This window comes from Marinomonas ostreistagni, from assembly GCF_016461785.1.
In the GTDB taxonomy this organism is placed as follows: domain Bacteria; phylum Pseudomonadota; class Gammaproteobacteria; order Pseudomonadales; family Marinomonadaceae; genus Marinomonas; species Marinomonas ostreistagni_A.
On the sequence record NZ_JAEMUH010000003.1, the window covers coordinates 160,552 to 183,980 of the forward strand.

General features: G+C 44.8%; 19 protein-coding genes. 12 read left to right on the plus strand and 7 right to left on the minus strand.

All coding sequences use genetic code 11. The features are described from left to right. The first annotated feature begins 23 nt into the window (after nt 1-23). From infB to JHD44_RS03915, 6 genes are all read left to right on the plus strand, one after another. Nucleotides 24-2,600 (plus strand): translation initiation factor IF-2, encoded by a 2,577-nt coding sequence (gene infB / locus JHD44_RS03890; protein WP_199461287.1) that lies wholly within the window; start codon nt 24-26, stop codon nt 2,598-2,600. 14 nt (nt 2,601-2,614) lie between these two features. Further along, nucleotides 2,615-3,007: a 30S ribosome-binding factor RbfA gene (gene rbfA, locus JHD44_RS03895; RefSeq protein WP_133563452.1), complete on the plus strand. Its 393-nt coding sequence runs from the start codon at nt 2,615-2,617 to the stop codon at nt 3,005-3,007. Between the two features lie 9 nt (nt 3,008-3,016). Then, nucleotides 3,017-3,946, plus strand: coding sequence for a tRNA pseudouridine(55) synthase TruB (gene truB / locus JHD44_RS03900; protein ID WP_199461289.1), 930 nt, complete (start codon nt 3,017-3,019; stop codon nt 3,944-3,946). Nucleotides 3,947-4,033: 87 nt separating this feature from the next. Continuing rightward, entirely contained in the window at nt 4,034-4,303 is a 270-nt protein-coding gene (gene rpsO, locus JHD44_RS03905) for a 30S ribosomal protein S15 (RefSeq protein WP_067206182.1), read from the plus strand. 180 nt (nt 4,304-4,483) lie between these two features. Continuing rightward, nucleotides 4,484-6,595 carry a polyribonucleotide nucleotidyltransferase gene (gene pnp / locus JHD44_RS03910; protein WP_199461291.1) on the plus strand — a complete coding sequence of 704 codons (2,112 nt, stop codon included), beginning with the start codon at nt 4,484-4,486 and terminating at the stop codon, nt 6,593-6,595. Nucleotides 6,596-7,034: 439 nt separating this feature from the next. Further along, nucleotides 7,035-7,262 (plus strand): VF530 family DNA-binding protein, encoded by a 228-nt coding sequence (locus JHD44_RS03915; protein WP_199461292.1) that lies wholly within the window; start codon nt 7,035-7,037, stop codon nt 7,260-7,262. A gap of 103 nt (nt 7,263-7,365) precedes the next feature. Here the strand turns inward: JHD44_RS03915 and JHD44_RS03920 are convergent, their stop codons facing one another. After that, the gene (locus JHD44_RS03920; RefSeq protein WP_199461293.1) at nt 7,366-8,583 is read right to left on the minus strand and encodes a BCCT family transporter; all 1,218 of its coding nucleotides are present in this window, start codon (nt 8,581-8,583) and stop codon (nt 7,366-7,368) included. A 510-nt stretch (nt 8,584-9,093) separates the two neighbouring features. Here JHD44_RS03920 and JHD44_RS03925 point away from each other — a divergent pair. Next, nucleotides 9,094-9,654 carry a DUF1439 domain-containing protein gene (locus tag JHD44_RS03925; RefSeq protein ID WP_199461294.1) on the plus strand — a complete coding sequence of 187 codons (561 nt, stop codon included), beginning with the start codon at nt 9,094-9,096 and terminating at the stop codon, nt 9,652-9,654. A 115-nt stretch (nt 9,655-9,769) separates the two neighbouring features. On the opposite strand, the gene JHD44_RS03930 is transcribed toward JHD44_RS03925, so the two are convergent. The 3 genes from JHD44_RS03930 to JHD44_RS03940 form a co-directional block, all read right to left on the minus strand. Further along, nucleotides 9,770-12,568 carry a bifunctional aconitate hydratase 2/2-methylisocitrate dehydratase gene (locus JHD44_RS03930; protein WP_199461295.1) on the minus strand — a complete coding sequence of 933 codons (2,799 nt, stop codon included), beginning with the start codon at nt 12,566-12,568 and terminating at the stop codon, nt 9,770-9,772. Nucleotides 12,569-12,915: 347 nt separating this feature from the next. Beyond that, nucleotides 12,916-13,635 (minus strand): DUF2057 domain-containing protein, encoded by a 720-nt coding sequence (locus JHD44_RS03935; protein WP_199461296.1) that lies wholly within the window; start codon nt 13,633-13,635, stop codon nt 12,916-12,918. Nucleotides 13,636-13,901: 266 nt separating this feature from the next. Continuing rightward, complete coding sequence (locus JHD44_RS03940) at nt 13,902-15,119, minus strand: ribose-phosphate diphosphokinase (RefSeq protein WP_199461297.1); 1,218 nt, start codon at nt 15,117-15,119, stop codon at nt 13,902-13,904. Between the two features lie 198 nt (nt 15,120-15,317). On the opposite strand from JHD44_RS03940, the gene JHD44_RS03945 reads away from it, so the two are divergent. Beyond that, nucleotides 15,318-15,986 (plus strand): SDR family oxidoreductase, encoded by a 669-nt coding sequence (locus JHD44_RS03945; RefSeq protein ID WP_199461298.1) that lies wholly within the window; start codon nt 15,318-15,320, stop codon nt 15,984-15,986. Between the two features lie 79 nt (nt 15,987-16,065). On the opposite strand, the gene JHD44_RS03950 is transcribed toward JHD44_RS03945, so the two are convergent. Then, nucleotides 16,066-17,532 (minus strand): DASS family sodium-coupled anion symporter, encoded by a 1,467-nt coding sequence (locus JHD44_RS03950; protein ID WP_199461300.1) that lies wholly within the window; start codon nt 17,530-17,532, stop codon nt 16,066-16,068. Between the two features lie 295 nt (nt 17,533-17,827). On the opposite strand from JHD44_RS03950, the gene JHD44_RS03955 reads away from it, so the two are divergent. Further along, a complete protein-coding gene (locus tag JHD44_RS03955; RefSeq protein ID WP_233401714.1) occupies nt 17,828-19,270 on the plus strand; it encodes an FAD-dependent oxidoreductase in 1,443 nt (480 codons plus the stop codon). A gap of 50 nt (nt 19,271-19,320) precedes the next feature. Here the strand turns inward: JHD44_RS03955 and JHD44_RS03960 are convergent, their stop codons facing one another. Continuing rightward, nucleotides 19,321-19,728, minus strand: a complete 408-nt coding sequence (locus JHD44_RS03960; protein WP_233401716.1) for an acyl-CoA thioesterase — start codon at nt 19,726-19,728, stop codon at nt 19,321-19,323. Between JHD44_RS03960 and JHD44_RS03965 the strand changes: the two genes are divergently transcribed. Next, entirely contained in the window at nt 19,727-20,752 is a 1,026-nt protein-coding gene (locus JHD44_RS03965) for a DUF3080 family protein (protein WP_199461301.1), read from the plus strand. The two genes, JHD44_RS03960 and JHD44_RS03965, sit on opposite strands and share 2 nt — an antisense overlap. On the opposite strand, the gene JHD44_RS03970 is transcribed toward JHD44_RS03965, so the two are convergent. Continuing rightward, nucleotides 20,749-21,075: a hypothetical protein gene (locus JHD44_RS03970; protein ID WP_233401718.1), complete on the minus strand. Its 327-nt coding sequence runs from the start codon at nt 21,073-21,075 to the stop codon at nt 20,749-20,751. The genes JHD44_RS03965 and JHD44_RS03970 overlap by 4 nt on opposite strands. 198 nt (nt 21,076-21,273) lie before the next feature. Here JHD44_RS03970 and JHD44_RS03975 point away from each other — a divergent pair, with 198 nt between their 5' ends. Together JHD44_RS03975 and glk are read left to right on the plus strand one after the other, a co-directional pair. Next, nucleotides 21,274-22,338 carry a diguanylate cyclase gene (locus JHD44_RS03975; protein ID WP_199461302.1) on the plus strand — a complete coding sequence of 355 codons (1,065 nt, stop codon included), beginning with the start codon at nt 21,274-21,276 and terminating at the stop codon, nt 22,336-22,338. A 108-nt stretch (nt 22,339-22,446) separates the two neighbouring features. After that, nucleotides 22,447-23,421, plus strand: a complete 975-nt coding sequence (glk, locus tag JHD44_RS03980) for a glucokinase (protein ID WP_199461303.1) — start codon at nt 22,447-22,449, stop codon at nt 23,419-23,421. The last annotated feature ends 8 nt before the right edge of the window (nt 23,422-23,429 follow it).

The following is a 23,429-nucleotide window of genomic DNA, read 5'->3' on the forward strand; positions in this document are numbered from 1 at the left end:
TCTGAGTAAAAAGGGGGAACTTAATGACAGTTCAAACCGTTAAGATATTATCTGAACTGGTTAATACACCAGTCGAGAAACTATTAACTCAGATGAAAGATGCTGGTCTACCACATAAGAGTGCTGACCAAGAAGTATCTGATGTTGAGAAACAAATACTGTTAAACTACCTTAAGCGTCAACATGGTGAAGTGGGTGAAGACGAGGGTGAAAAGCGAATCACTCTTCAACGTCGTACTAAAAGCACACTATCAGCGGGCGCAGGCAACAAAACAGTAAATGTTGCAGTTAAGAAAAAACGCACATACGTACAACGCACAGATGCCAACGAAGAGCTAAAACGCCAACAAGAATTGTTAGCAGAACAGCGCGCGGCAGAAGAGCAAGCACGTATTGAGGCTGAAAAAGCTCGCGAAGAAGCGGCAAAAATTGAAGCCGAACAGGCAGCGAAAGCGAAAGCTGAAGCTGAAGAAAAAGCTCGCAAAGAGGCTGAACGTCAACAGCAAGAACGTAAAGCAGCGGAACGAGCGGCACAGCAAACGGAGCCAAACGACTCCGATATGGGAGCGGATAAACTCGTGGAAAATTCGAAAGAGACCAAAACCAATCGTAAGGTTTCTCCAGCAGCTGGTGAAGGCAAATCAAACGGCCCTGCACCGAAAGGTAAAAAAGCTGCACCAAAGCATAACGATCGTAAAGATGACAAACCACGTGGTCGAGCAGACCAGAAGCGTGGTGGCCGTATCTCGGTAAACGACGATGATGAGTTCTCTCGTCGCGGTGGTAAGCGCAAGCTTAAGAAACCTACTAAACAAGAACATGGCTTCCAGAAGCCAACAGCTCCGATCATTCATGAAGTAGCACTGCCTGAAAGTATCACGGTTGCAGACTTGGCTGAAAAAATGGCCATTAAAGCTGCAGAAGTGATCAAGGTGATGTTTAAGATGGGCGCAATGGCGACTATCAACCAAACGATTGACCGTGATACTGCTACGCTTGTAGTAGAAGAAATGGGCCATAAAGTTAAGTACATCGATGAAAACGCCCTTGAAAACGACATGATCGACGCGATCGATTACGAAGGTGAAGCGATCAAGCGTGCACCGGTTGTAACGGTAATGGGTCATGTTGACCACGGTAAAACATCGCTACTTGACTACATTCGTACAACTCGCGTTGCCGCTGGCGAATCTGGTGGTATCACACAGCACATCGGTGCCTACCATGTAGAAACTGACCACGGTATGGTTAGCTTCTTGGATACACCTGGACACGCGGCGTTTACATCGATGCGTGCTCGTGGTGCGCAAGCGACTGATATCGTAATCCTAGTTTGTGCGGCAGATGACGGTGTAATGCCTCAAACAATTGAAGCAGTTCAGCACGCTCGTGCAGCGGGCGTACCAATTGTTGTTGCCATGACTAAGATCGATAAAGAAGCAGCTGACATCGATAAAGTTAAAAATGAACTAGTAGCGCAAGAAGTGGTACCTGAAGAATGGGGCGGTGACGTTCAATTCGTAGGTGTATCGGCTAAGTCTGGTGAAGGTATCGATGAGCTACTAGAAGCGGTTCTACTGCAAGCAGAAGTACTTGAGCTAACAGCAGTACCAAGTGCGCCGGGTAAAGGTGTGGTCGTTGAATCTCGTCTAGATCGTGGTCGTGGTTCGGTTGCAACCGTTCTAGTACAGAACGGTACACTGAAGAAAGGTGATATCGTACTGGCTGGCCTACAAATGGGTCGTGTGCGTGCGTTGCTTGATGAAAACGGTAAGGCAGTTAACGAAGCAGGTCCATCTATCCCTGTTGAGATCTTAGGTCTTGATGGTACGCCAGAAGCGGGTGAAGAGTTCATCGTTGTCGCTGATGAGCGTAAAGCGCGTGAAGTTGCTAACTTCCGTCAGGGTAAATACCGTGAAGTTCGTTTTGCTCGTCAACACTCAGCGAAGCTTGAAAACTTATTCTCTGGCATGGGCCAAGAAGAAGTTGGCACGCTGAACATCGTACTGAAAGCAGACGTTCGTGGTTCTTTGGAAGCCTTGATCAAGTCTTTGACAGACCTAAGTACTGAGGAAGTAAAAGTGAACGTGGTATCGAGCGGTGTTGGTGGTATCACTGAGACTGATGCGACGCTAGCGCTTGCTTCGAATGCGGTAATCTTTGGTTTCAACGTTCGTGCAGACAGTTCAGCGAAACAGTTCATCGAGCGTGAAAGCGTTGATCTACGCTACTACAGCGTCATCTACAACATCATCGACGATGTGAAGCAAGCCCTATCAGGCATGTTGACGCCAGATCTACGTGAAGAAATCGTCGGTACGGCTGAAGTACGTGATGTGTTCCGTTCACCTAAGTTCGGTCTGGTTGCTGGTTGTATGGTGCTTGAAGGTACGGTTTACCGTAATGAGAAGATCCGTGTCCTACGTGACAACGTGGTTATCTTCGAAGGTGAACTAGAATCTCTACGTCGCTTTAAAGACGCTGTGAACGAAGTCCGTCAAGGTATGGAATGTGGTATCGGCGTTAAGAACTACAACGACGTGAAAGAAGGCGATAAGATCGAGGTCTTCAAGACTATCGAAGTCGCTCGTACACTTTAATATAGGGCAGCAAGATGGCAGGCGAATTTAGTCGTACTAGTCGTATTGGTGATCAGCTCCAAAAGGAGCTGGCCTCCCTTATTCAATTTGAAGTGAAAGATCCACGCCTAGGTATGGTAACGATCAACGAAGTCCGAGTCGCAAAAGACTTGGGCTACGCGGATATCTACTACACCGTATTAGGTTTGGATGACAATGCAGAGCGCTTGGCTGAAAACCAAGCGGCTTTGGACAGCGCGAAAAACTTCTTACGTCATCGCTTGGCGAAAGAAGTAAAACTTCGTGTGATGCCACATCTCCGCTTTCATTACGACGCGAGTGTCGTCAATGGTGCGCGCATGTCTGCATTGATTGAAGAAGCTGTTCAGAAAGATCAGCGTAAGAACCAAGATTCAGAAGAAGAGTAAGCGCTTACCATGGGTAAAACGCAATGGCGCGCCATTGATGGCGTCGTGCTACTAAACAAACCTCTGGGTCTTAGCTCTAACCAAGCGTTACAAAAAGTTCGCCGTGTGTTCCGTGCTGCTAAAGCCGGACACACGGGGGCACTTGACCCACTTGCTACTGGCATGCTTCCACTATGTTTAGGCGAAGCCACCAAATTCTCGCAATTCCTTCTCGACGCCGACAAGCGTTACATCACTTGTATTGAACTGGGTATTCGTACTACCACAGGTGATAAAGAAGGCGACATCTTGACTAACGAAACCGTTCCACAGCTTTCTGATGAAGAATTAGAGGCGCTACTTAACCGTTTTCGTGGTGAGATCGAGCAAGTTCCACCGATGTATTCTGCGTTGAAGCACGAAGGCAAGCCTTTGTATGAATACGCGCGCCAAGGGATCACCATTGAGCGCAAGCGTCGCAAAGTGTTTATCTCAAACTTACAGGTACTAGAGCGCACTGAAAACACCCTAACTTTGGACATTAGCTGTTCTAAGGGAACTTATATCCGCACCATTGGTGAGGATATCGGCGAAGCCATGGGGTGTGGTGCGCACCTTAAGACCCTGCATCGAGTGTCAACAGCGGGCTATGATCCGGCGGATATGCTCACAATTGAAGAGTTTGAAGCCTTAGCTGAGCAAGGTGAGGATATTCTCGATCAACAGTTGATGGGTGCGGATACCGCCGTGTTGCATTTGCCAGAGATTGTCATGTCAGTGCAAGAATCCCAAGATATAGTATTTGGTAGATTACTGAACGACACACGTGGTTTTGATGAAGGTCAATTACTACGTCTATACGTGGATGGTACGCGTGCATTCATGGGCTTAGGCGAAGTGAAAAAAGGCAAAATTAAGCCGCATCGATTGGTAAATACGAGTGAGTTAGCCAAAAAATAGTGCTAGAATACTCAACCTTAGGATGACTGAAAATATGCTCGGCCACCCTGAATTTTTAATTGCATATTATTATCGGAGATACAGATTATGGCATTGTCTGCAGAACAAAAAGCAGCATTGGTTGCAGAGTTTCAAACTAAAGAAGGCGACACTGGTTCACCAGAAGTTCAAGTTGCATTGCTAACTAAGAACATCGAAGGTCTACAAGGTCACTTCAAAGCAAACAAAGGCGACCACCATTCTCGTCGCGGTCTAATCCGCATGGTAAACCAGCGTCGTAAGCTGCTGGACTACCTAAAGCGTAAAGACGCAGCACGTTACACTAGCTTGATCAAAAAGCTAGGTCTACGTCGCTAAGACAGAGAAAGGGCCATAGAGATATGGCCCTTTTTTCTTAAAGGCCTCCCAAGGGACAGCCTGTACTTCACATGTATTTTTCTTCGTACAGTCAAACGAAGCCAAAAGAATACATCTGAGTACTGGCTACTAAAGATTGTCTTTGGGAGAAAGTTACAAAAAATAAGTTAAGGAATACGAGTGAGTATTACGACTAAAACTTTCCAATACGGAAATCAAGAAGTTACCCTAGAAACAGGCCGTATCGCACGTCAAGCGACGGGTGCTGTTCTATGTACAATGGGCGATGCACAAGTGCTTGCAACAGTAGTTGGCGCTAAGAGCGCAAACGCTGGTCAAGACTTCTTCCCACTGTCTGTACACTACCAAGAGCGTACTTACGCGGTTGGTAAAATCCCAGGTGGTTTCCTAAAGCGTGAAGGCCGTCCTTCAGAAAAAGAAACCCTAACGTCTCGTCTAATCGACCGTCCAATTCGTCCACTGTTCCCGAAAGGCTTCATGAACGAAGTACAAGTTGTTTGTACAGTTATGTCGACGAACACTGACCTAGACGCTGACATCCCAGCAATGCTGGCAACGTCTGCAGCACTAGCTGTGTCTGGCATCCCATTCAACGGCCCAATCGGTGCAGCACGTGTAGGCTTCAACGATGAGTCTGGCTACGTTCTTAACCCACTAAACTCTGAACTAGCAGAATCTCTACTAGACATGGTGGTAGCGGGTACGAAAGACGCAGTACTAATGGTTGAGTCTGAAGCACAAGAGCTGACTGAAGACGAAATGCTAGGTGCAGTTCTTTACGCACACAAAGAAATGCAAACGGCTGTTCAAGCGATCAACGAATTTGCGGCAGAAGCTGGCAAGCCACGTTGGGAATGGTCTGCTGAGCAAGCAAACGCTGACCTAGTTGAAGCGGTTAAATCTGGCTTCGCAGCACAAATCGAAGAAGCGTACACGATCTCTGAAAAGATGGACCGTTACGCGAAACTTGGCGAAGTTCGTCAAGCAGCAATCGAAGCGCTTGTTACTGAAGAAGGCCCATACTCAGAAGGCGAAGTGTCTGCAGTATTCGGCAAGCTTGAGAAAAACATCGTACGTCGTCGTGTAATCGACGGCAAACCACGTATCGACGGCCGTGACAACAAAACTGTTCGTGGCATCAACGTTGAAGTGGGCATGCTTAAGAAAACTCACGGTTCCGCTTTGTTCACACGTGGTGAAACACAAGCCATCGCTACTTGTACACTAGGTACAAGCCGTGACGCTCAGATCGCTGACGGTCTAGCGGGCGAATCTAAAGACAGCTTCATGCTGCACTACAACTTCCCTCCTTACTCTGTAGGTGAGTGTGGTCGTATGGGCGGTGTCGGTCGTCGTGAAATCGGTCACGGTCGTCTAGCACGTCGTGGTGTACAAGCGGTTCTTCCTTCAGAAGACGAATTCCCATACACAATCCGCGTCGTATCTGAGATCACTGAATCGAACGGTTCAAGCTCAATGGCGTCTGTTTGTGGTGCGTCTCTATCTATGATGGATGCTGGTGTTCCTCTTAAAGCGCCAGTTGCGGGTATCGCAATGGGTCTTGTGAAAGAAGACGACGGCTTCGCAGTCCTAACTGACATCCTAGGTGACGAAGACCACCTTGGTGACATGGACTTCAAAGTAGCGGGTACTGAAGAAGGTATCACAGCGCTACAAATGGACATCAAGATCGAAGGTATTAACGAAGAGATCATGGACATCGCACTATCCCAAGCGATGGAAGCACGTAAGTACATCCTACGTGAAATGGCTCAAGTAATTGGTTACGCTCGTCCAGAAGTATCTCCGAATGCACCATCTATGGCGACATTCAAGATCGATCCTGAGAAGATCCGTGAAGTTATCGGTAAAGGCGGCGCAACAATCCGTTCTATCACTGAAGACACTGGCGCTTCTATCGACCTAGACGACGACGGTACAGTACGTATCTATGCACCAGATAAATCTGCATCTGATGCAGCGATGCTACGTATCCATGAAATCACTGCAGAAGCAGAAGTCGACAAACTTTACCAAGGTAAAGTTGTTCGTCTAGCGGAATTCGGTGCTTTCGTGAACATCCTTCCAGGCAAAGACGGCCTAGTACACATCTCTCAGATCGCTGAAGAGCGCATCCGTGCAGTAGCTGACGTACTAGAAGAAGGCCAAGACGTAATCGTTAAAGTCCTAGACGTAGACGCTCGTGGTCGTATCAAGCTTTCTATCAAAGAAGTAACTGAAGAAGAAAAAGCAGCATTCGTTGCTGGCTAATCTTATGACTTCTGGTTAGATCTTAAAAAGGAGCACCTCGGTGCTCCTTTTTATTGCCTGCGATTTATGTTGCAAAGGGATCTGACCCCTTAAGTGATAGCTGTCATTCCCAGCCTGACCTTATACCTGCCCTTGTAGGAACTCGCTGTGCGAGTGATTGTAGGGGGGGAATCTTTCCCCGACCTTTGTACGACCCGATTCTATCGGGGATTGTGGCAAAGGGGTCAGATCCCTTACAAGCTTAGATTCGCAGGTAGTTGCCAACAATATCGGTGTAGAAGGGATCTGACCCCTACAAGTAAACGCGCTTAGAATAATCACAAAAAGACTGCTTGGAAATGACGCAAGTTAAGACAAAAACTCGGTCGCTGGTAAAGGTGTCTGACCCATAAGGACAAAAGCTGATAAACTGCGTTTTTATGTGATCTAGGAATCCCCAATGAGCCAACCTAACAACCCATTACATGGTTTATCATTAGAAAAGATATTAACGCGCCTAGTAGAACAGTACGGCTGGGATGGCCTTTATAATGAAGTGCGTGTGAACTGTTTTGTTAATGATCCGTCGATCAAGTCTGCCCTGAAGTTTTTGCGTAAGACGCAGTGGGCCAGAGATAAGGTTGAAGCGCTGTATATCCAAACCTTTAGTCATCAACCCACACCATAGTCTTGTAAAACGCCCCGTCAGTTTTCTTAGCGTGGTGTCAATCGTATCTAATTGCATCGGGTCAGAGGCTGATGAATGTGGCCTTCTGACCCGTACAGTACGATTAACGACTAAACTTAACTTTCTCAAAGTCTAGAGTATTTTCTTCGCAAGGCCCTTTAATGCTGGCCACTTCGTGGCGCTTTTTCAACACGATGTAGATAAAGCAGCTAAAGTAGAGGCCAATCACCAGTGCGCCAACCCACTCGATTTTCAGAAAGTCGAGTTGGAATAAAAGTGTTAAGGCACACATGAGAACCAAGTTACCCACAATATAAGGGATTAGACCAAAGCGTTCTACGGTTAGGTTTAGGTTATCAGTGTAGAGACGGATCAGTGAATCCAAAGAATTCACAACCATCAAAATCCCCACCACAATCATCATCACGTTGATAAAGCCTGCGATCTGTAATCCTTCAGAGTGGTAGTGATAAAGGATGGTGAACCAGACCCCAATAGCAATAGATGGGAAGACCATCATCGCCAAGAGTAATTGCCAAGTGCGAATGCCGCTGACAAAACGTGCTGTAAATTGCCCAATCATGATGCTCCAAGAGAACCACCAGAATAGGTAGAACGCATGGTAGTCATTGAGCGGTAGCATGAATTGATAAATATTCGTGAAGTATTCACTAATCAGCCCTGCGCTGCTTAGGAAGTCGGCAGGGTTACCGTTATCCGTCATGTATGCTCTAAACCACATAATCACGATTAATGCGATAAACAGAAAGCTAGAGCCTAAGCTTAAGATTCTGAGCAGTTTCATACTACTGCTTGAGTAAACTGCTAAGGCAATGGAAGCCAGCACGATCAAATAAAATGTCGGTACTACGGATTCGCCATCACCGATTTGTGGTAGATACCAAGGTAGATTTACAAGTAGTAAATAGGCAGTGAAGGCACAGGTACCGATGATAACGATATTATTAATCAGTTTAACCAGCGGTAATTCGAAGAACTTTACTCGTGGCTCTACGATGCAAAAGTAAAAGCAAGTTAAGAAATAGAATCCCCAAATCAAAAAAGCCCAATATCCAAATTCAATCGCTAGCGGGTTGGCGAAACTGTATTCAGGGCTGTCGGTGAGATTGGCATAGCCACCGAACTCTGTGAGAGGAAACATAATCAGACCCACATCTAAGCCTGATGTAAACAGAATCGCGATGAACGTTAATGTTCGAACAGGGGTGACCCCGACACACTTTATGTTCCACCATTTAAGCAGAATGACGACGATTGCTGTGAAAGAGAAGATAAGGCCACACGATAAAAGAATATTCATTCACCTACCTTTTTTTAATTAAACGTTTAATTAAAAAAAGACTATAAGATGATTGAATGCATTTCAATCATGCGAAAATGAGGGTTGAGTGAATAATGGAGTGTGAAAATTCTCATTTGAGAGCCAAATACGCTGATTTGCTTATAAAGTGAGTAGTTAGAAATTTACGAGCATGAAGTCTTCAAATATTATGATTTTATAAGCGAATTGAGTTTATTTATGGAATTTTAGGTCTTATTTCCTGCATTTTAGGAATTTAGGTTTTCATACTACTTTAATGAAAATGTAAGGATTCTGCATTCAAACTTGTGTTAGTTTGGCTGGATTTCGTGTGGACTCTAAGGCTGTTTTGTGTCGTATATAGCTTGAATAGTAGTCGTAGTTGGATAAATCAAGTCTGCGATTTCACCTTGAAATTCTTAGAAAACATCCTGTAAAAACATGGGATATGCTTATTCAGAGCTTTTTGAAAGGCTAGACTTAGCATTTGATTTACTTAGAGTGACCATTATGAAAACAGTTCTGACAATGTGTTTCGCACTTTTATTGAGTGGTTGTGCCACTCTTTCACAACTTTCCACTTACTCCATTTCAGACGGGGAATTAGAGCAGGCATTAGACAATCAGCTTGCTAAGCTTCAAAGCAATGCCAATATTGGTGGTATTCCTTTGACGTTAAAAGTGGATGATATGTCAGTAGCTATTGGCCCAGAAGGGCGTGATGTGGTGCAGCTTGGCACAGAGGCAACGGCAAATATCAGCGTATTTGGCTTTCAATATCCAGCGAAGTTGAAGTTAGAGTTGGAAGGGACACCGTATTACGACAGTCAGAAAAAAGCGATCTTTGTACGTTCGTTAACACTGTTAGACAGCACCATTGATGCGGGTGGTTATAAAGGCAACCTTGCGCCGTTGAGCAATGAAGTGATGATGTTGATGAATGGTTACTTAGCATCAAACCCAGTTTACACCTTAGATACTAGCAACGACGTAGTGCGTTTATTGTCGAGTGTGCCGCTCAATATGACGATTGAACAGGGTAAATTAGCGCTGCAACCACGTCAGCAATAATCACAACAGATATTGGGCAATGCTTAAGAAGCATTGTCACTAGCAACAAAAAAGCCCTGTCTCAATTGAGTCAGGGCTTTTTGAATTAGCTTAAGCTGTTCTAAATAAGCTTAGGTTACGCTACTGGCGTGATTGCGATGTCGCCGCCTTTAACGCTTAGGTCTTCACTTGGTGGCGCAAAAGACGTTAGGTTAATGCCAGCAACCGCTTCTTTGTACTCATCTAGAGATGGGAAGCGACCAAGAATACAAGATAGAACTACCATAGGTGTTGAACCTAGTAGTGACTCACCTTTCTTCTCTGCAGTGTCTTCTACTACACGGCCTTGGAACAGACGAGTAGAAGTCGCAAGTACTGTGTCACCAGGAGCAGCTTTCTCTTGGTTACCCATACATAGGTTACATCCTGGACGCTCTAGGTACATGATGTTCTCGTATTCCTTACGAGCTGCTTCTTTAGGGTTCACATCGTCAAACTGGAAGCCAGCGTATTTCTCTAGTAGAGCCCAGTCGCCTTCAGCTTTTAGCTCATCCACGATGTTGTACGTTGGTGGCGCAACAACTAGCGGTGCTTTGAAAGTGATAGGGCCTTTCTTCTCAAGGTTACGAAGCATGGCAGCGATGATTTGCATGTCACCTTTGTGCACCATACAAGAACCCACGAAGCCTAGGTCAACTTTACGGCCATCGTAGTAAGAAGTCGGACGGATCACATCGTGCGTGTAACGCTTAGATACGTCTTCGTTGTTTACATCTGGGTCCGCAATCATTGGCTCGTCAATTGCGTCTAGATCAACGACAACCTCTGCGTAGTATTTAGCGTTGTCATCTGGAGCAAGCGCTGGTGCTTCGCCAGACTTGATCTCAGCGATACGCTTGTCAGCAAGAGCGATCAGACCTTGAAGCATGTTTGCTTCGTTATCCATGCCTTTGTTGATCATGATCTGAATGCGAGACTTAGCAAGCTCTAGAGACTCGATCATGGTTTCATCAGTAGAGATACAGATAGAAGCTTTCGCTTTCATTTCTGCAGTCCAGTCTGTGAAGGTGAAGGCTTGGTCAGCAAGCAATGTACCGATTTGTACTTCGATGACACGGCCTTGGAATACGTTTTCGCCTTGGAACTGCTTCAACATCTGCGCTTGAGTTGCGTGTACGATGTCACGGAAGTCCATATGAGGCTTCATTTGGCCTTTGAACGTAACTTTAACAGACTCAGGGATTGGCATTTCTGCTTCACCTGTTGCTAGAGCAACCGCAACTGTACCCGAGTCAGCACCGAATGCTACACCCTTAGACATACGAGTGTGTGAGTCACCACCGATGATGATCGCACGATCGTCAACTGTGATGTCGTTCAATACTTTGTGGATTACGTCAGTCATTGGTGCATAAACACCCTTAGGATCACGTGCAGTGATAACACCAAAGTTGTTCATGAAAGACATTAGCTTAGGAATATTTGCCTGAGCTTTTTTGTCCCATACAGACGCTGTGTGACAGCCCGACTGGTAAGCACCGTCAACGCTTGGCGCGATAACAGAAGCCGCCATTGACTCAAGCTCTTGGCAAGTCATTGGACCAGTTGTGTCCTGAGAACCAACGATGTTTACTTTAACGCGAACGTCAGAACCTGTGTGTAGAGCTGTTTTCGACGTTACGCCAACCGCGTTACGGTTGAAGATTTTCTCTACAGCAGTTAGACCTTGGCCTTCAATAGAGATCTCTTTGTTTTGTGCGTAAACAGCAGGCGCTTCGATGCCTAGTGTTTCTGCTGCGAACGTTTGTAGCTTCTTACCGAATGTTACCGCGTAAGAGCCACCTGCTTTCATGAATTCCACTTTTTGTGGTGTGAACGCAGAAGATACGTCAACAAGCTCTTTGTCACCGTTGTAAAGCTTCTTAGCTTTAGTATCGATAGTAAGAACAGTGCCTGTTGCAACAGAGTAGGCTTCTTCTAGGACTGGGTCGCCGTTTTCGTCACGAACCACATTACCGTCTGCGTCAGTTTTCTTAACCCAGTTTTTAAGGTCAAGACCGATACCACCAGTTACGCCAACAGTCGTTAGGAAGATTGGAGCAATACCGTTCGTTCCTGCAACCACTGGACGGTTGTTAACGAATGGGATGTATGGAGACGTTTTTTCACCTGCCCATAGTGCAACGTTGTTCACACCAGACATACGTGAAGAACCTACACCCATGGTGCCTTTCTCAGCGATCAGCATCACTTTAGCGTTCGGGTGTTTTTTACCTAGCTCAACGATGTCTTTTTGAGCTTCTGGGCTGATCATGCAAAGGCCGTGTAGTTCACGGTCAGCACGAGAGTGTGACTGGTTACCAGGAGATAGCAAGTCAGTAGAGATATCACCTTCTGCTGCAACGTAAGTCACTACGTCGATTTTTTCTGGGATATCGTCAAGTTTCGTGAAGAACTCTGCTTTCGCATAGCTTTCAAGCACTTCTTTAGCGATCGCGTTGCCAGCTTTGTAAGCAGCTGATAGACGGTCGTAGTCAGCGTCGTATAGGAATACTTGAGATTTAAGTACTTCACCTGCTGCTGTTGCTTGTGCGTGATCAGACAGAGCCACGTCTAGTAGTGCTGCAACAGAAGGACCACCTTTCATGTGTGAAAGCTGTTCTAGAGCGAACTCCGGAGAGATTTCAGCAACGACTTCGTCGCCAAGAACGATTTCTTTAAGGAAAGCAGACTTTACAACCGCTGCTGGTGTGGTACCTGGCAGAGTGTTGTAGATGAAGAAGTTCAAAGAGTCTTCACGGTGTTCGTTAGCCGTATCTTTAATCTGCTCAATGATTTCAGATACCAATTCAGCACCGTCGATTGGTTTTGGTGCAAGACCTAGTTCGTTCTTGCGAACCTCAATTTCTTTTAAATAGTCAGTATAGTAACTCATAGCGCCAATTTCTCATTCCGATCCGGTTATGGTTGATTAACAAGATATTAAAAAGCGGCAAATAGCTCAATGGAAACTAATGACACAAAGTTAATACCCACCATCATTAAAAAAAATAAACCCGTAATTATAGTAGGCGAATCGAAATATTATGCACGTTTAGAGGGTAGGTTATTATAAGTATCTGATTTGAAAATAATTCTCAATAATATTTGAGAATCGTTTTTGAGTTTTGTTTTTGAAAGGTTTTGCTTCCAAGACCAATATATAGAAGTCTGAAAACAGAAGCTCTGGGAGAAGCCATGTGGGCTGATTTTATTCATCCCTCATGGCTTTAAAGGAGACGATTATTCGTTTAGGAGCCAAATTTGGAAAGCTTTTTGGTCACTCTTTGATGCTTTTTCAAACCAGAATCCGAGCATATCAAAAGCCGTGCTCTCAGTTTTTGCCTGATGCGAGTGATCGACCATCCAGATGCGCATGTCTTTGCGTGTGCTGGCATCAGCTTTGTTATACCAGAACTTCAACATTTCCAGTTCTTCTGTTGCCACAACGGTTTCACTCGCAGGGGCAGGTCCATCTGACTTCGTGGTTTTATAAGTAGAGGTAAAGTGCCTAACTTCACTCTCAATATCACGAGACTGTTGCAAGCCCGATTTTTTAGGCAACATACGTATTTCGTAGTCTAGTTTATTGCTCTGATCTTTTTCAATTAATGAAAACTCTGGGGCTTTGGCGTATTTTGTAGCGTTGCTTTTTTGAAAGAAGTAGGGCGCTTTTAACGTAATGTACGAATCTTTTGGAACATTAATGTCAATAATATAAGGTTCGGACTGAAAGTGTTCTCCATTACTTCCGCCACCAACCCGTTGGTTAAATCGAACGACAAATTGGTGTATGCCAGGGGCCACTTCAGTTTTAAAATCTCCGCCGAAACTGCCAGGACTTTGCAAATCTACATACATGATCTCAAAGTTGCGTGGCACTTCAAAAGTTGCTGCGTATGAAGGCACACTGCTAGCTCCTAATAGCATGCCTACCACCATGACTCCTGAGCGTAATCCCATTTTAGAAACTCCTTATTTGTAAAGCGGACCAATGTCTTTAAAAGTGAGTAACCTACCACAAAGCTTTTTGACTTTAACTTGTAAACGTTTTCGGGGAATAGATATGCATGTTTTTACCTTGATATAGATAAAAACTGATCAAAAGAGGATGGTTTGTAGTGGCACTTATATCTTCCATAGATGTACTGGGAGCATTGGCGCGTAGCCAGTAAAAGAGAACTCTATTTGCAACTAAGCCCGTCTCTGACGGGCTTAGTTGCATTTATCTAGCCTTTTTTATTCAGTTCGTGTAGTTCATCGCTATACCAGATCTTGCGTTTAAAACGAGGGTTTTTAGACGACATATCGATCTTGTAAGGGTTCTGTTCTTCACTTTGTGGTAAGCCTAGGATCTTACACAGCTCTTGTGCCAGCCACTTTTCAACTTTAAGCACGACCATCTTCTTGCGCAGACGACCTTGCTCGTCGCGATTGAGGATCGTCGGTAGGGTGTTTAGCGTTAGAATTTCGCCCAGTGCTGGGTGCGCCATGCGCTCGCGACCTTCGTTACTTGCGTAGAAGTGAGACACGGCAAAGACCATACGCTCTGGATTAATTTGCTTTAGGAACTGACAAGATTTGATGATGGTTGAACCAGTACGAACCATATCATCAAACAAAACGATGCTCGCGCCATCTAAACCTTCAAAAGTGTGCTCGCTTTCTTTGTGTAGCGTAATCTCAACTTTACGTTCAGCAGTACGCTCTTTGTCTAGCATAATGAACTTGGCTTTTGTTAGCCCAAGTGTGTTGTACATTTGTTTAACGAAGTCACGGGCACCTTTGTCGGGAGCACACAGAACTAAGCCTTCGCCTTCATCACCGTAATTAAGAATGTTTGAATTAAGTAAGTAGTGAGCGTAAATACCGTAAGGGATCAAGTTGTGGAAATTACCTTCAAACACTTCACTAAACATTTTCTGTACGGAGTCAGAATGGTTATGAATCGTCATGACGGTGTCCACGCCAGACAGTTTTAACATCTGGGCATACAGTTTTGCAGTGAATGGCTGACCGTCAAATTTTTTGATGTCTTTAATATCGCGCTCAAAGCTTGTTTCACCCAGGTCTTTGTGCGGACCTCGGTCTTGAGCACTGTAGAACAAATCTGGCTCAACCAGTATGACTCTCTCTGCACCATTTTCCTTTGCTGCACGTGCAATAATGAAGTTCGCCATGGCCAACTCTTGGCGGCTTTGTACGTGACTGGTTGTGCTGACAATGATAACGGACTTGCCTTTAAGCTTTTGTCCAATGTTATCGAAATCTGTTTCATCAGAAATGAAGCGAGGGCAAAACTCGGAGTTCATGAACTGCTTCATACTGATGATGTCAGCAATGTCTTCATGCTGGCCCATAGCGTAAGCTACATCAATGGCAAAAGGGTTATCAGATGAGTTACTAACAACGACGACGTTAGTTGACTGGCTGGTCGACAAAGTCATGGAAGATCCTTTACGAGGGAAAGTGAGGTTTGGCGTATTTTAGCACGGCTCGGTTCATAAAATCCTCATCAGAATGCTATCGACTTTAGTTCTAGGCCGTTTTTTTCGTCACTTTTCTTTTGCAAGCAAGCATAGCGCTTGATCTAAGAAGCTTAGCCCCCAGTAACATGAAGATATTCATGAATTATGAGCGTTTTTATGTCTTCAAAAACAGTGGTTATTACCGGGGCTAGCCGTGGTATCGGATTATCATTTGCCAAGCTTTATCAAGCAAAAGGTTATTACGTTTATGCGGTTTGTCGTTCTGCTAGCACAGAGTTAGCCACACTTGGTGTGAATGTAATTGAACAGGTTGATGTCACGAAAGACGAAGACATTAGTAAGTTAGCGAGTGCTTTAGAAAAGGTGTCCATTGATTTGCTCATCAATAATGCAGGCATCTTAAGTGATGAACAGTTAGGCTCGATTGATAAAGACTCGATCCGCCGACAGTTTGAAACCAACGCATTGGCACCTCTTGCTGTCACGGAAGCCTTAATGAATAACTTTAGCGAAAACGCCAAGCTTGCTCTAATTACCAGTCGTATGGGATCGGTCGAAGATAACACCAGTGGTGGCCGTTATGGTTATCGCATGTCGAAAGCGGCTCTTAATATTGCCGGGATGTCATTATCTCACGACTTAAAACCACGCGGTGTGGCGGTGGCTATTTTACATCCAGGGCTTGTCGGTACTGAAATGATCGGTGGTTATGGTGACATCACCCCTGAGCAAGCGGCAGAGCGTTTAGCCCAACGAATTGAAGATCTTAACCTAGAAAACTCTGGTACATTTTGGCATTCCAATGGCCAAGTACTGCCTTGGTAGCGTTTTAAAATCAGGCTGCTCTTGCAGTTTGAGCGGCCTGATTTAAATACAGTGTTTATATGAGAAAACAGAATTACTTTTACCAAAAGCCAAGTACTTTCCACCATAAACCGCCAACCATTCCCCAAACAGTCAAATTCACGATGCTCATAATACCCCCCATAGTCCACCAGTTCTCCATGGAAACATAGCCAGAACCAAAGATAATGGGGGAAGTACCAGTGGCGTAATGTGTTAAAGACATCATTAGTGAGGAGGCGCCTGCCAAGAATAGGCCTAGATACAAAGGTGGTGCACCTAATGCTAATCCTGCAGCATAAAAAGCGGCAAACATCGCGGTGATATGCGCGGTAGTGCTGGCAAAAAAGTAGTGGGCGTAGAAGTAGATGACGACGAGTATTAACACTGAAAGTGGCCAATCAAAGCCTAACTGAGCAATATTACTTTCCATCAAAGAGGAGAACCAGCTTACTAAACCTAGCTTGTTCAAGAAGGTTGCCATCATTACAAGAGCCGAGAACCAAATTACGGTATCCCAGGCACTTTTTTCCTTTAAAACGTCATCCCAGCTTAATACCCCAGTTATCAATAAAATCGATAGACCTAAAAAAGCAACGGCTGTGGTATTCATAGCGAAACCGGTTCCAAACAACATAGCTGGAATACCGGCCCAAAGTACCAGTAGCAGAGCAAAGACAAATACCATGATTTTTTCGTCAAATGTCATTGGGCCCATTTCATGTAGCTTGGATTTAGCAAAGGTCCTAGCATCGGGGGTATTCTTTATTTCCGGTGGGTATACGAGATAAACCAAAAGTGGGACGAAAGCAATGCAGACCAGCCCTGGTAGCAGAGCAGCCAATGCCCACATCCCCCAAGTTATGCTGATAGCAGCTCCAGTTGCATCAGCAATAAACTGGACAACTAATGGGTTGGGGGCAGTCGCAGTGATGAACATGGCGGAAGTGATAGGATTGATCTGGTAGTTTACCAGTGCAAGATAATGACCGATTTTACGCGCAGTTCCATCTTCAGGCTGGGAGCCAAAGCTGCTAGCGATAGATTTCATGATGGGGTGAATGATGCCGCCTCCACGCGCTGTATTGCTGGGCGTCACTGGAGCAATCACCAACTCAGAAAGTGCCAACGCATAACCGATCCCAACAGTTTTTCTACCAAACAGTGAGATGAAGTAATACCCGACACGGTTCCCTAGGCCGCTTTTCGACAAACCACGAGAAATAATGATGGCAATCCCAATCAGCCAGATTAATGAGTTTGAAAAGCCACTTAAGGCATCTTTCATCGCTCCTGAGGGAGAGTTATTTGTGACGCCTGTTAGTGCTACCAACGCAATGGCCAAAATGGCGATGGCTCCAATAGGCATCGCTTTACCGATAATTGCAGAAATGGTACCAACGAAAAGTGCTAATAATTGCCAAGCATTCACTGACACACCATCAGGTACTGGGATCACAAACCAAATCAATAACGTTAATACGGCTGATGTTGTACAGGGAATTAACTTCACTCCACCTGCTTTCATGCTTGCTCCTTGGAAAAATCCACGCAAATTAGATAAGAACTTGTAGTAGGATAGCGAGCTATCAAGTCAGAACAGGTGACATTTGTCAGTTGGGGGTGCTTATGCTCAAGAGCGAAGCATAGTGAGTGGCAGTTTTGATAATTCTTACTTAATTTGTCTGCGATAAAAAGTTAGGTAAGTACAGGTTGTCTTATGTCTAAACTTGTGTGGTTCATATATCAAACGCTTTCCCTAAAAATGCTGAGATCCGTTATCATGCGGGTTATCTAAAAGATATGGCTATCGGACGATTGAATTGAGTAACTTAGACAAGCAAAGTAAATATTGGAGAATGTGTCCTGAGTGCCAAGGTCGCGGTAAACGCAGTCGTCGTTTGCGTAAAAAGGTTCGCTTAGAATATCAAAAAGCCGTTGAAGCCTTTGATAAAGGTTTGCGCAATGAGCCTCCCGTTCGCCCCAAAGGTCATTTAGAAATCTGCGCCAGTTGTTCTGGCTTAGGGGTGGTGTTGTCCAATGAGGTGCTACCAATTAATGAAAGTCTCCCCAAAGTAGCCATCATTGGAGCAGGCATTGGCGGTATGGCGCTAGCGGTTGCCTGTAAGCATCGTGGCATTCCCTTTACTCTTTATGAACGTGACGCCAGTTTTGATGCTCGATCACAAGGGTATGGCTTAACCTTACAACAAGCCAGTCGTGCTATTTCTGGGTTAGGTATTACCGATCTAGAGGACGGTGTGGTCTCAACAAGACACATGGTGCACAACACTGAAGGTGAAGTCGTTGCTGAATGGGGAATGCGTCGCTGGCTTGAAGGGCAACCGAGTGCGATCCCGAAGCGTTCCAATATTCATATCGCTCGCCAGTCTTTGCGATTTCAGATGATGGAACAGTTAGGCGGTGCTGAAGAGGTACATTGGGACCACCAGTTGGTCTCGTTTGATCAAACTTCATCGGATAAGGTGCAGCTGACTTTTTTGGTAAACGGTGAACAAAAATACGCTGAGGCGGACTTAGTCGTTGGCGCAGATGGCATACGCAGTGTGGTGCGCCAGACCATCATAGGTGATGAAACGACACCATTACGCTCATTGAATTGTATGGTGGTCTTGGGGATTTGCCCGCTATCCTTGTTGGGAGATTTAAAGTCGGAACTGTTGGACGGTGCTACCGTGTTCCAGACAGCCAATGGCAATGACCGGATCTACATGATGCCATTTAATACAGAGTCCGTTATGTGGCAGCTCAGTTTCCGTATGAACGATGATGAGGCCAAAGCGCTTAGTGAACAGGGTTCTGATGCCCTCAAAGCGGAGGCGATTCGACGCTTACCTTGGCATTCTCCAATCCCTGAAATATTAGCCGCTACACCAGCTGAGTTGGTATCTGGTTACCCCGTTTATGATCGTCAGTTGTTAACGCCTGAGCACTTTGCTAACAGCCCCAAGGCAACGTTAATTGGCGATGGCGCTCACCCGATGACACCGTTTAAGGGGCAAGGTGCTAACCAAGCGATTTTAGATGCTTTATCTTTAGCGCGAGAAATTACCAATGGCTGCTGGTCTGAAGACGTTTGGCGCAACAAAGGGCTTCGAGAAGCAGTACTCAATACTTACGAAGCAGAAATGCTTGAGCGCAGTGCTGTTAAGGTAGAAGGTTCTGCCGCCGCAGCTGAATTCCTGCACTCTGATTTTGTCTTAGAGCCGGTTGATCAGCCGCGCCGCATGTCGCCGAAAGATTAACGATGTGAATCGAGTGTCTTCCGAGTTGAGCAAGAGTGCTGAAAAACGAACTAATCGTTTCCGTCAAAAATAGGCGTTGGACGTTTGTTTTCATCAATGGCTACAAAGTTGAAAACGCCTGTAATGGCTTTCTCGCGCTTATCACTGTACAGCTCTTCCAGAAAAATGTTCACTTCTACTTTCAATGAAGTGCGGCCAACGTGAATTACACGTGCAACAAGTTCGACTAAAATGCCTGAAGGAATTGGGCGTTTGAAATCCACTTGCTCCGTTGAGATCGTAACGACTTGTTTGCGGGCGAAACGGGTCGCGGCAATGTAAGCAACTTCGTCCATCCATTTTAGTGCTTCACCGCCAAACAAAGTGTCGTAGTGGTTGGTTGTGCTCGGAAACACCATTTTGGCTACGCGTGTTTCTGAAATGTCTTCGCGCTTTTGAATTAGAAGAGTGTTCATCATGAGGTTACTGCTCTCTCGAAAATCGATTGTATGTCTGCTATTGGGTGTCTTTCTCGTTGGCTGCGATCACCGCTTCGCTCCAGAAGCTTTGTTCGAATCCTACATTAGTGATTTAAACAGGTCAGACTTTATCCAAATTGAGATGAACAAGGATGTGTCGATGAGGCCTCTGCCTGCGTTGCGTACGCGACAGCTGGAGCTTAGTCAGTTCGATGTGGGCTTATTAGAGTTTTTATCACTACAACGATGTGATGTTGGCGCGGTGGCCGGACGACGCAATAGTATACTGGGTCGAGTCATGGCGACAAGTCAGCGTTTTATCTATGAATTGGAAATCATTCGAGCGATTCGTTCATGCGAAATCAAAGACCATGAGTTACGTACGAAACTTTTGAACATAGCTCAAGTAAAGGAGGAAGAGCTATCGTTGGCGTTTTCAAATGTTCTTTGGGCGGGGGAGGAGACTCAAACTTTTTTCAGCTTAGCAAATGGTTTTTTACCTATTTCACCGCAATCCTCACAATATCAAGATCTGATCATCGCTCTACAACACTTAGATAGGATTCAACAACATTTGAAAGAACTGCCTAAAGTTCGAAGTGCGGAGATTGAAGCAGACATGAAATCGATCTACGAAAGTGAGTATCTAGGAAAGCTGTTATTCAGTATCACGCATCTGAATCAATATTTGAATAACGTGACGCAGGCGCTAGAGACTTTACAAAACAATCCTGCAGTATGTGGACCGCCAATGGCATTTTTAACACAGCAGTTTGAGGCGCACTATATAAAAGTTTTACAACCTTATATGGCACGAATTAATAAGGTGGCTTACCAAGTATTGCCCTTGGTTCATTCACTTGGAGTGAAAAGTACGATTGTTAGCCCTGAATGGCGAGAGTTTATCCAGCAATTCGATTACAAAAGTGAAAAAAGTGCCTGGCAGTCTTACCTTCAAGCATCAAGAGCCCATGGGAGAGCGTGGAGTCAGTTATTCTCGATGTGTGGTCAGGCGGTTTCTTAAGCTTGGGTAGAAATCAAGTTATCGACCGCAGCTACTGCATCGTAAGCGGCCAAGTTTCCTTGGGCGAGCGGTTCATGACTTAGTGCTTTAAGTAACGCTAAGTTCGCTGTCGGGTTGGCTTCTATACCGCCAGAAAATTGTATCGGACGTGTCACAGCGTGAGGTTCGTGTCGGCTTAATGTGTCTTCTTGATTTTGAATACTAGGACCAGGTTGCGTAAAGAGACTCATGAAAAGCGCAAAGTTAGCATTACCCGATACCGGGCTGCCCGCTTTCACCTCATGGGTTAATTGTGTCTCTATAACGTTTCTAATATTCATCATAATCACTTCTTCTTGATGAATAATTTATCGGCTTGCAGAAAGAAACTTTAATAAAGTCAGCAAATTAAGCTAAAGTTTTTCATAGACAGAACGTTTATAAGAGTATTGAATAAATAAAATACACTGCACAGAAAATAGACATATGTAAAAGGTTAGTGTTAGCTGACAACATGCAACATCATTGAGTAGGTTGGTTGAATGCATAATATTGATGAGCTGATCGAGAACGTAAGGCAAAACGAGCAGATTGCGATGAAGTTTTTTGACATCGAGCGCTGTATTTTGTCTATTGGTCGTTGTGATCAGTTTGTCTCAACGCTAACTAAAGAAGTTCAAAAGCAATTTAATGTCCCTTTCGTTTGGGTCAACCTTATCAACGAAGCACCTCTTTCTCATCTTGTCGAAACGCTAGAGAAAACAGTTGGTCTAAAAGATCGTGTTCTTTTTACTCGCCGTAGTGCCATGATAGACGCTATTGGGGTAGGGAATAAAACAGTGCTAGTTAATCAAGATATCGGCCGTTATTGGGAAGTCATTCCTCAAGCATATCGCGCCATCATAGGTTCGGTTGCTATTTCACCTTTAACCATTGATGGTGAATTAGTGGGGCTTTTTTGTCAGGCGGATCAAGATGTCAGTCGTTATGACCCTGAAACGAAGGACACCTTTTTGTTAGATCAGTTGTCGATCAAAATTTCTATATGCTTAAGTAACGTGACTGCTCGTGAAAAGCTAGAGTACTTGGCGACGAGAGACCCATTGACTGGGCTGTTAAATAGACGTCAATTAGAGTTGATGTTGGAGCGAGAATTTAGCAGGTGTAAGTCTCATAACCGAGATTTAACTGCGGTTTTCATCGACTGCGATGCTTTTAAGTCGATCAACGACACTTTAGGACACAATTGTGGCGATGAAGTGCTAGAATACATAGCGAAACGTCTTTTAAAGCATGTGTATAAGCAAGGGTTAGCGTTCCGTTTTGCTGGAGATGAATTTGTTTTTGTAATGCCAGGTAAAAGTTATGACCAAGCAATGAGTATTGCCGAGTCAATACATGACTACTTACAGTCGAATCCATTACGTTACAAAAATAATCTAGTTCCGATAACCGTGAGCTATGGTGGAGCAAGTCTCTTGTCTGACACACCTTCTAGCTATAAGCACTTGCTTAAATTAGCGGACGAGCGCCTCTACAACTACAAAAACAATCGTAAGCGATCTGTTCCTACGAAAGTCTTCAAATTTTTAAACAAAATCCGCTAGATGTAATTTTATTACAAATAAAAGCAGGAATATTTTTGTTTTCTAGTGTTTTTACACGCTTTTTCGTTGTAAAATTTCAAAAAAATTAAAATCCAAACGAGGTTATCTATGTCTCACGCTTTGATCGCGGATTTGGGCGGGACGAATGCACGTTTTGCTTTGGTTCCAATTAACCAATACCTGCCACAAGAAGTAAGTGTCTACTCATGCAAAGAGTATCAGTCTTTTTTTGATGCTGTGAACGCTTATGTTGATCATTGTAGTGTGAACTTCGACTCTATTGATGCGATTGTGCTGGCGATAGCAGGCCCTGTTAACCAAGAAGTTATTCGCTTTTCTAATAATCCATGGCACTTTACTCGTAAGCAAATTCAAGACCATTTTGGACATGACAAAAAAATTGCTCTACTTAACGATTTTGACGCCATTGGTCACAGTCTAGAAGTCATTCCTAAGGATGAGCTGATTCAAATCGGTGAGCCTTCTGAGATTGACCCGAAAGCCGCTTCATGGGTGCTGGGTGCTGGAACAGGATTAGGTGTAGCGTGTGTCGTACCACAAGAAAATGGCGCTAATATTGTCTTACCTGGAGAAGGTGGCCATGTTGATCTCGCCACTTGCAATGATCAAGAAGATTATATTTTACGCTTTTTACGAGAGCGCCATAATCGTGTTTCTGCCGAACGTGTGCTGTCAGGCATGGGACTGGAAAATATTTATGAAGCCTTGGCTCATCGCCAAGGCATTGAAAAACGTCTAAGCGCACCTGAAATTGGCGCAGCGATTGAGGCAGGTAATGATCCACTGGCTGACGCCACCTTAGATCAGTTTTTTACCTTCCTTGGGCGTGTAACAGGGGATCTTGTTCTATCTGTTGAAACACGTGGCGGTGTTTACATCGCCGGCGGCATTGTGCCTCGTTATCTTGAACAAATTAAAGGCAGCGCGTTCCGTGACGCGATGCAAGACAAAGGTCGTATGAAAGCGTTTGTATCACCTATTCCTACCTTTGTTGTAATGTCTGAATACCCTGGGCTGATGGGATGTGCTAACTACGCATCGTATCTTGTCAATCAAGCCTAACTGAACCG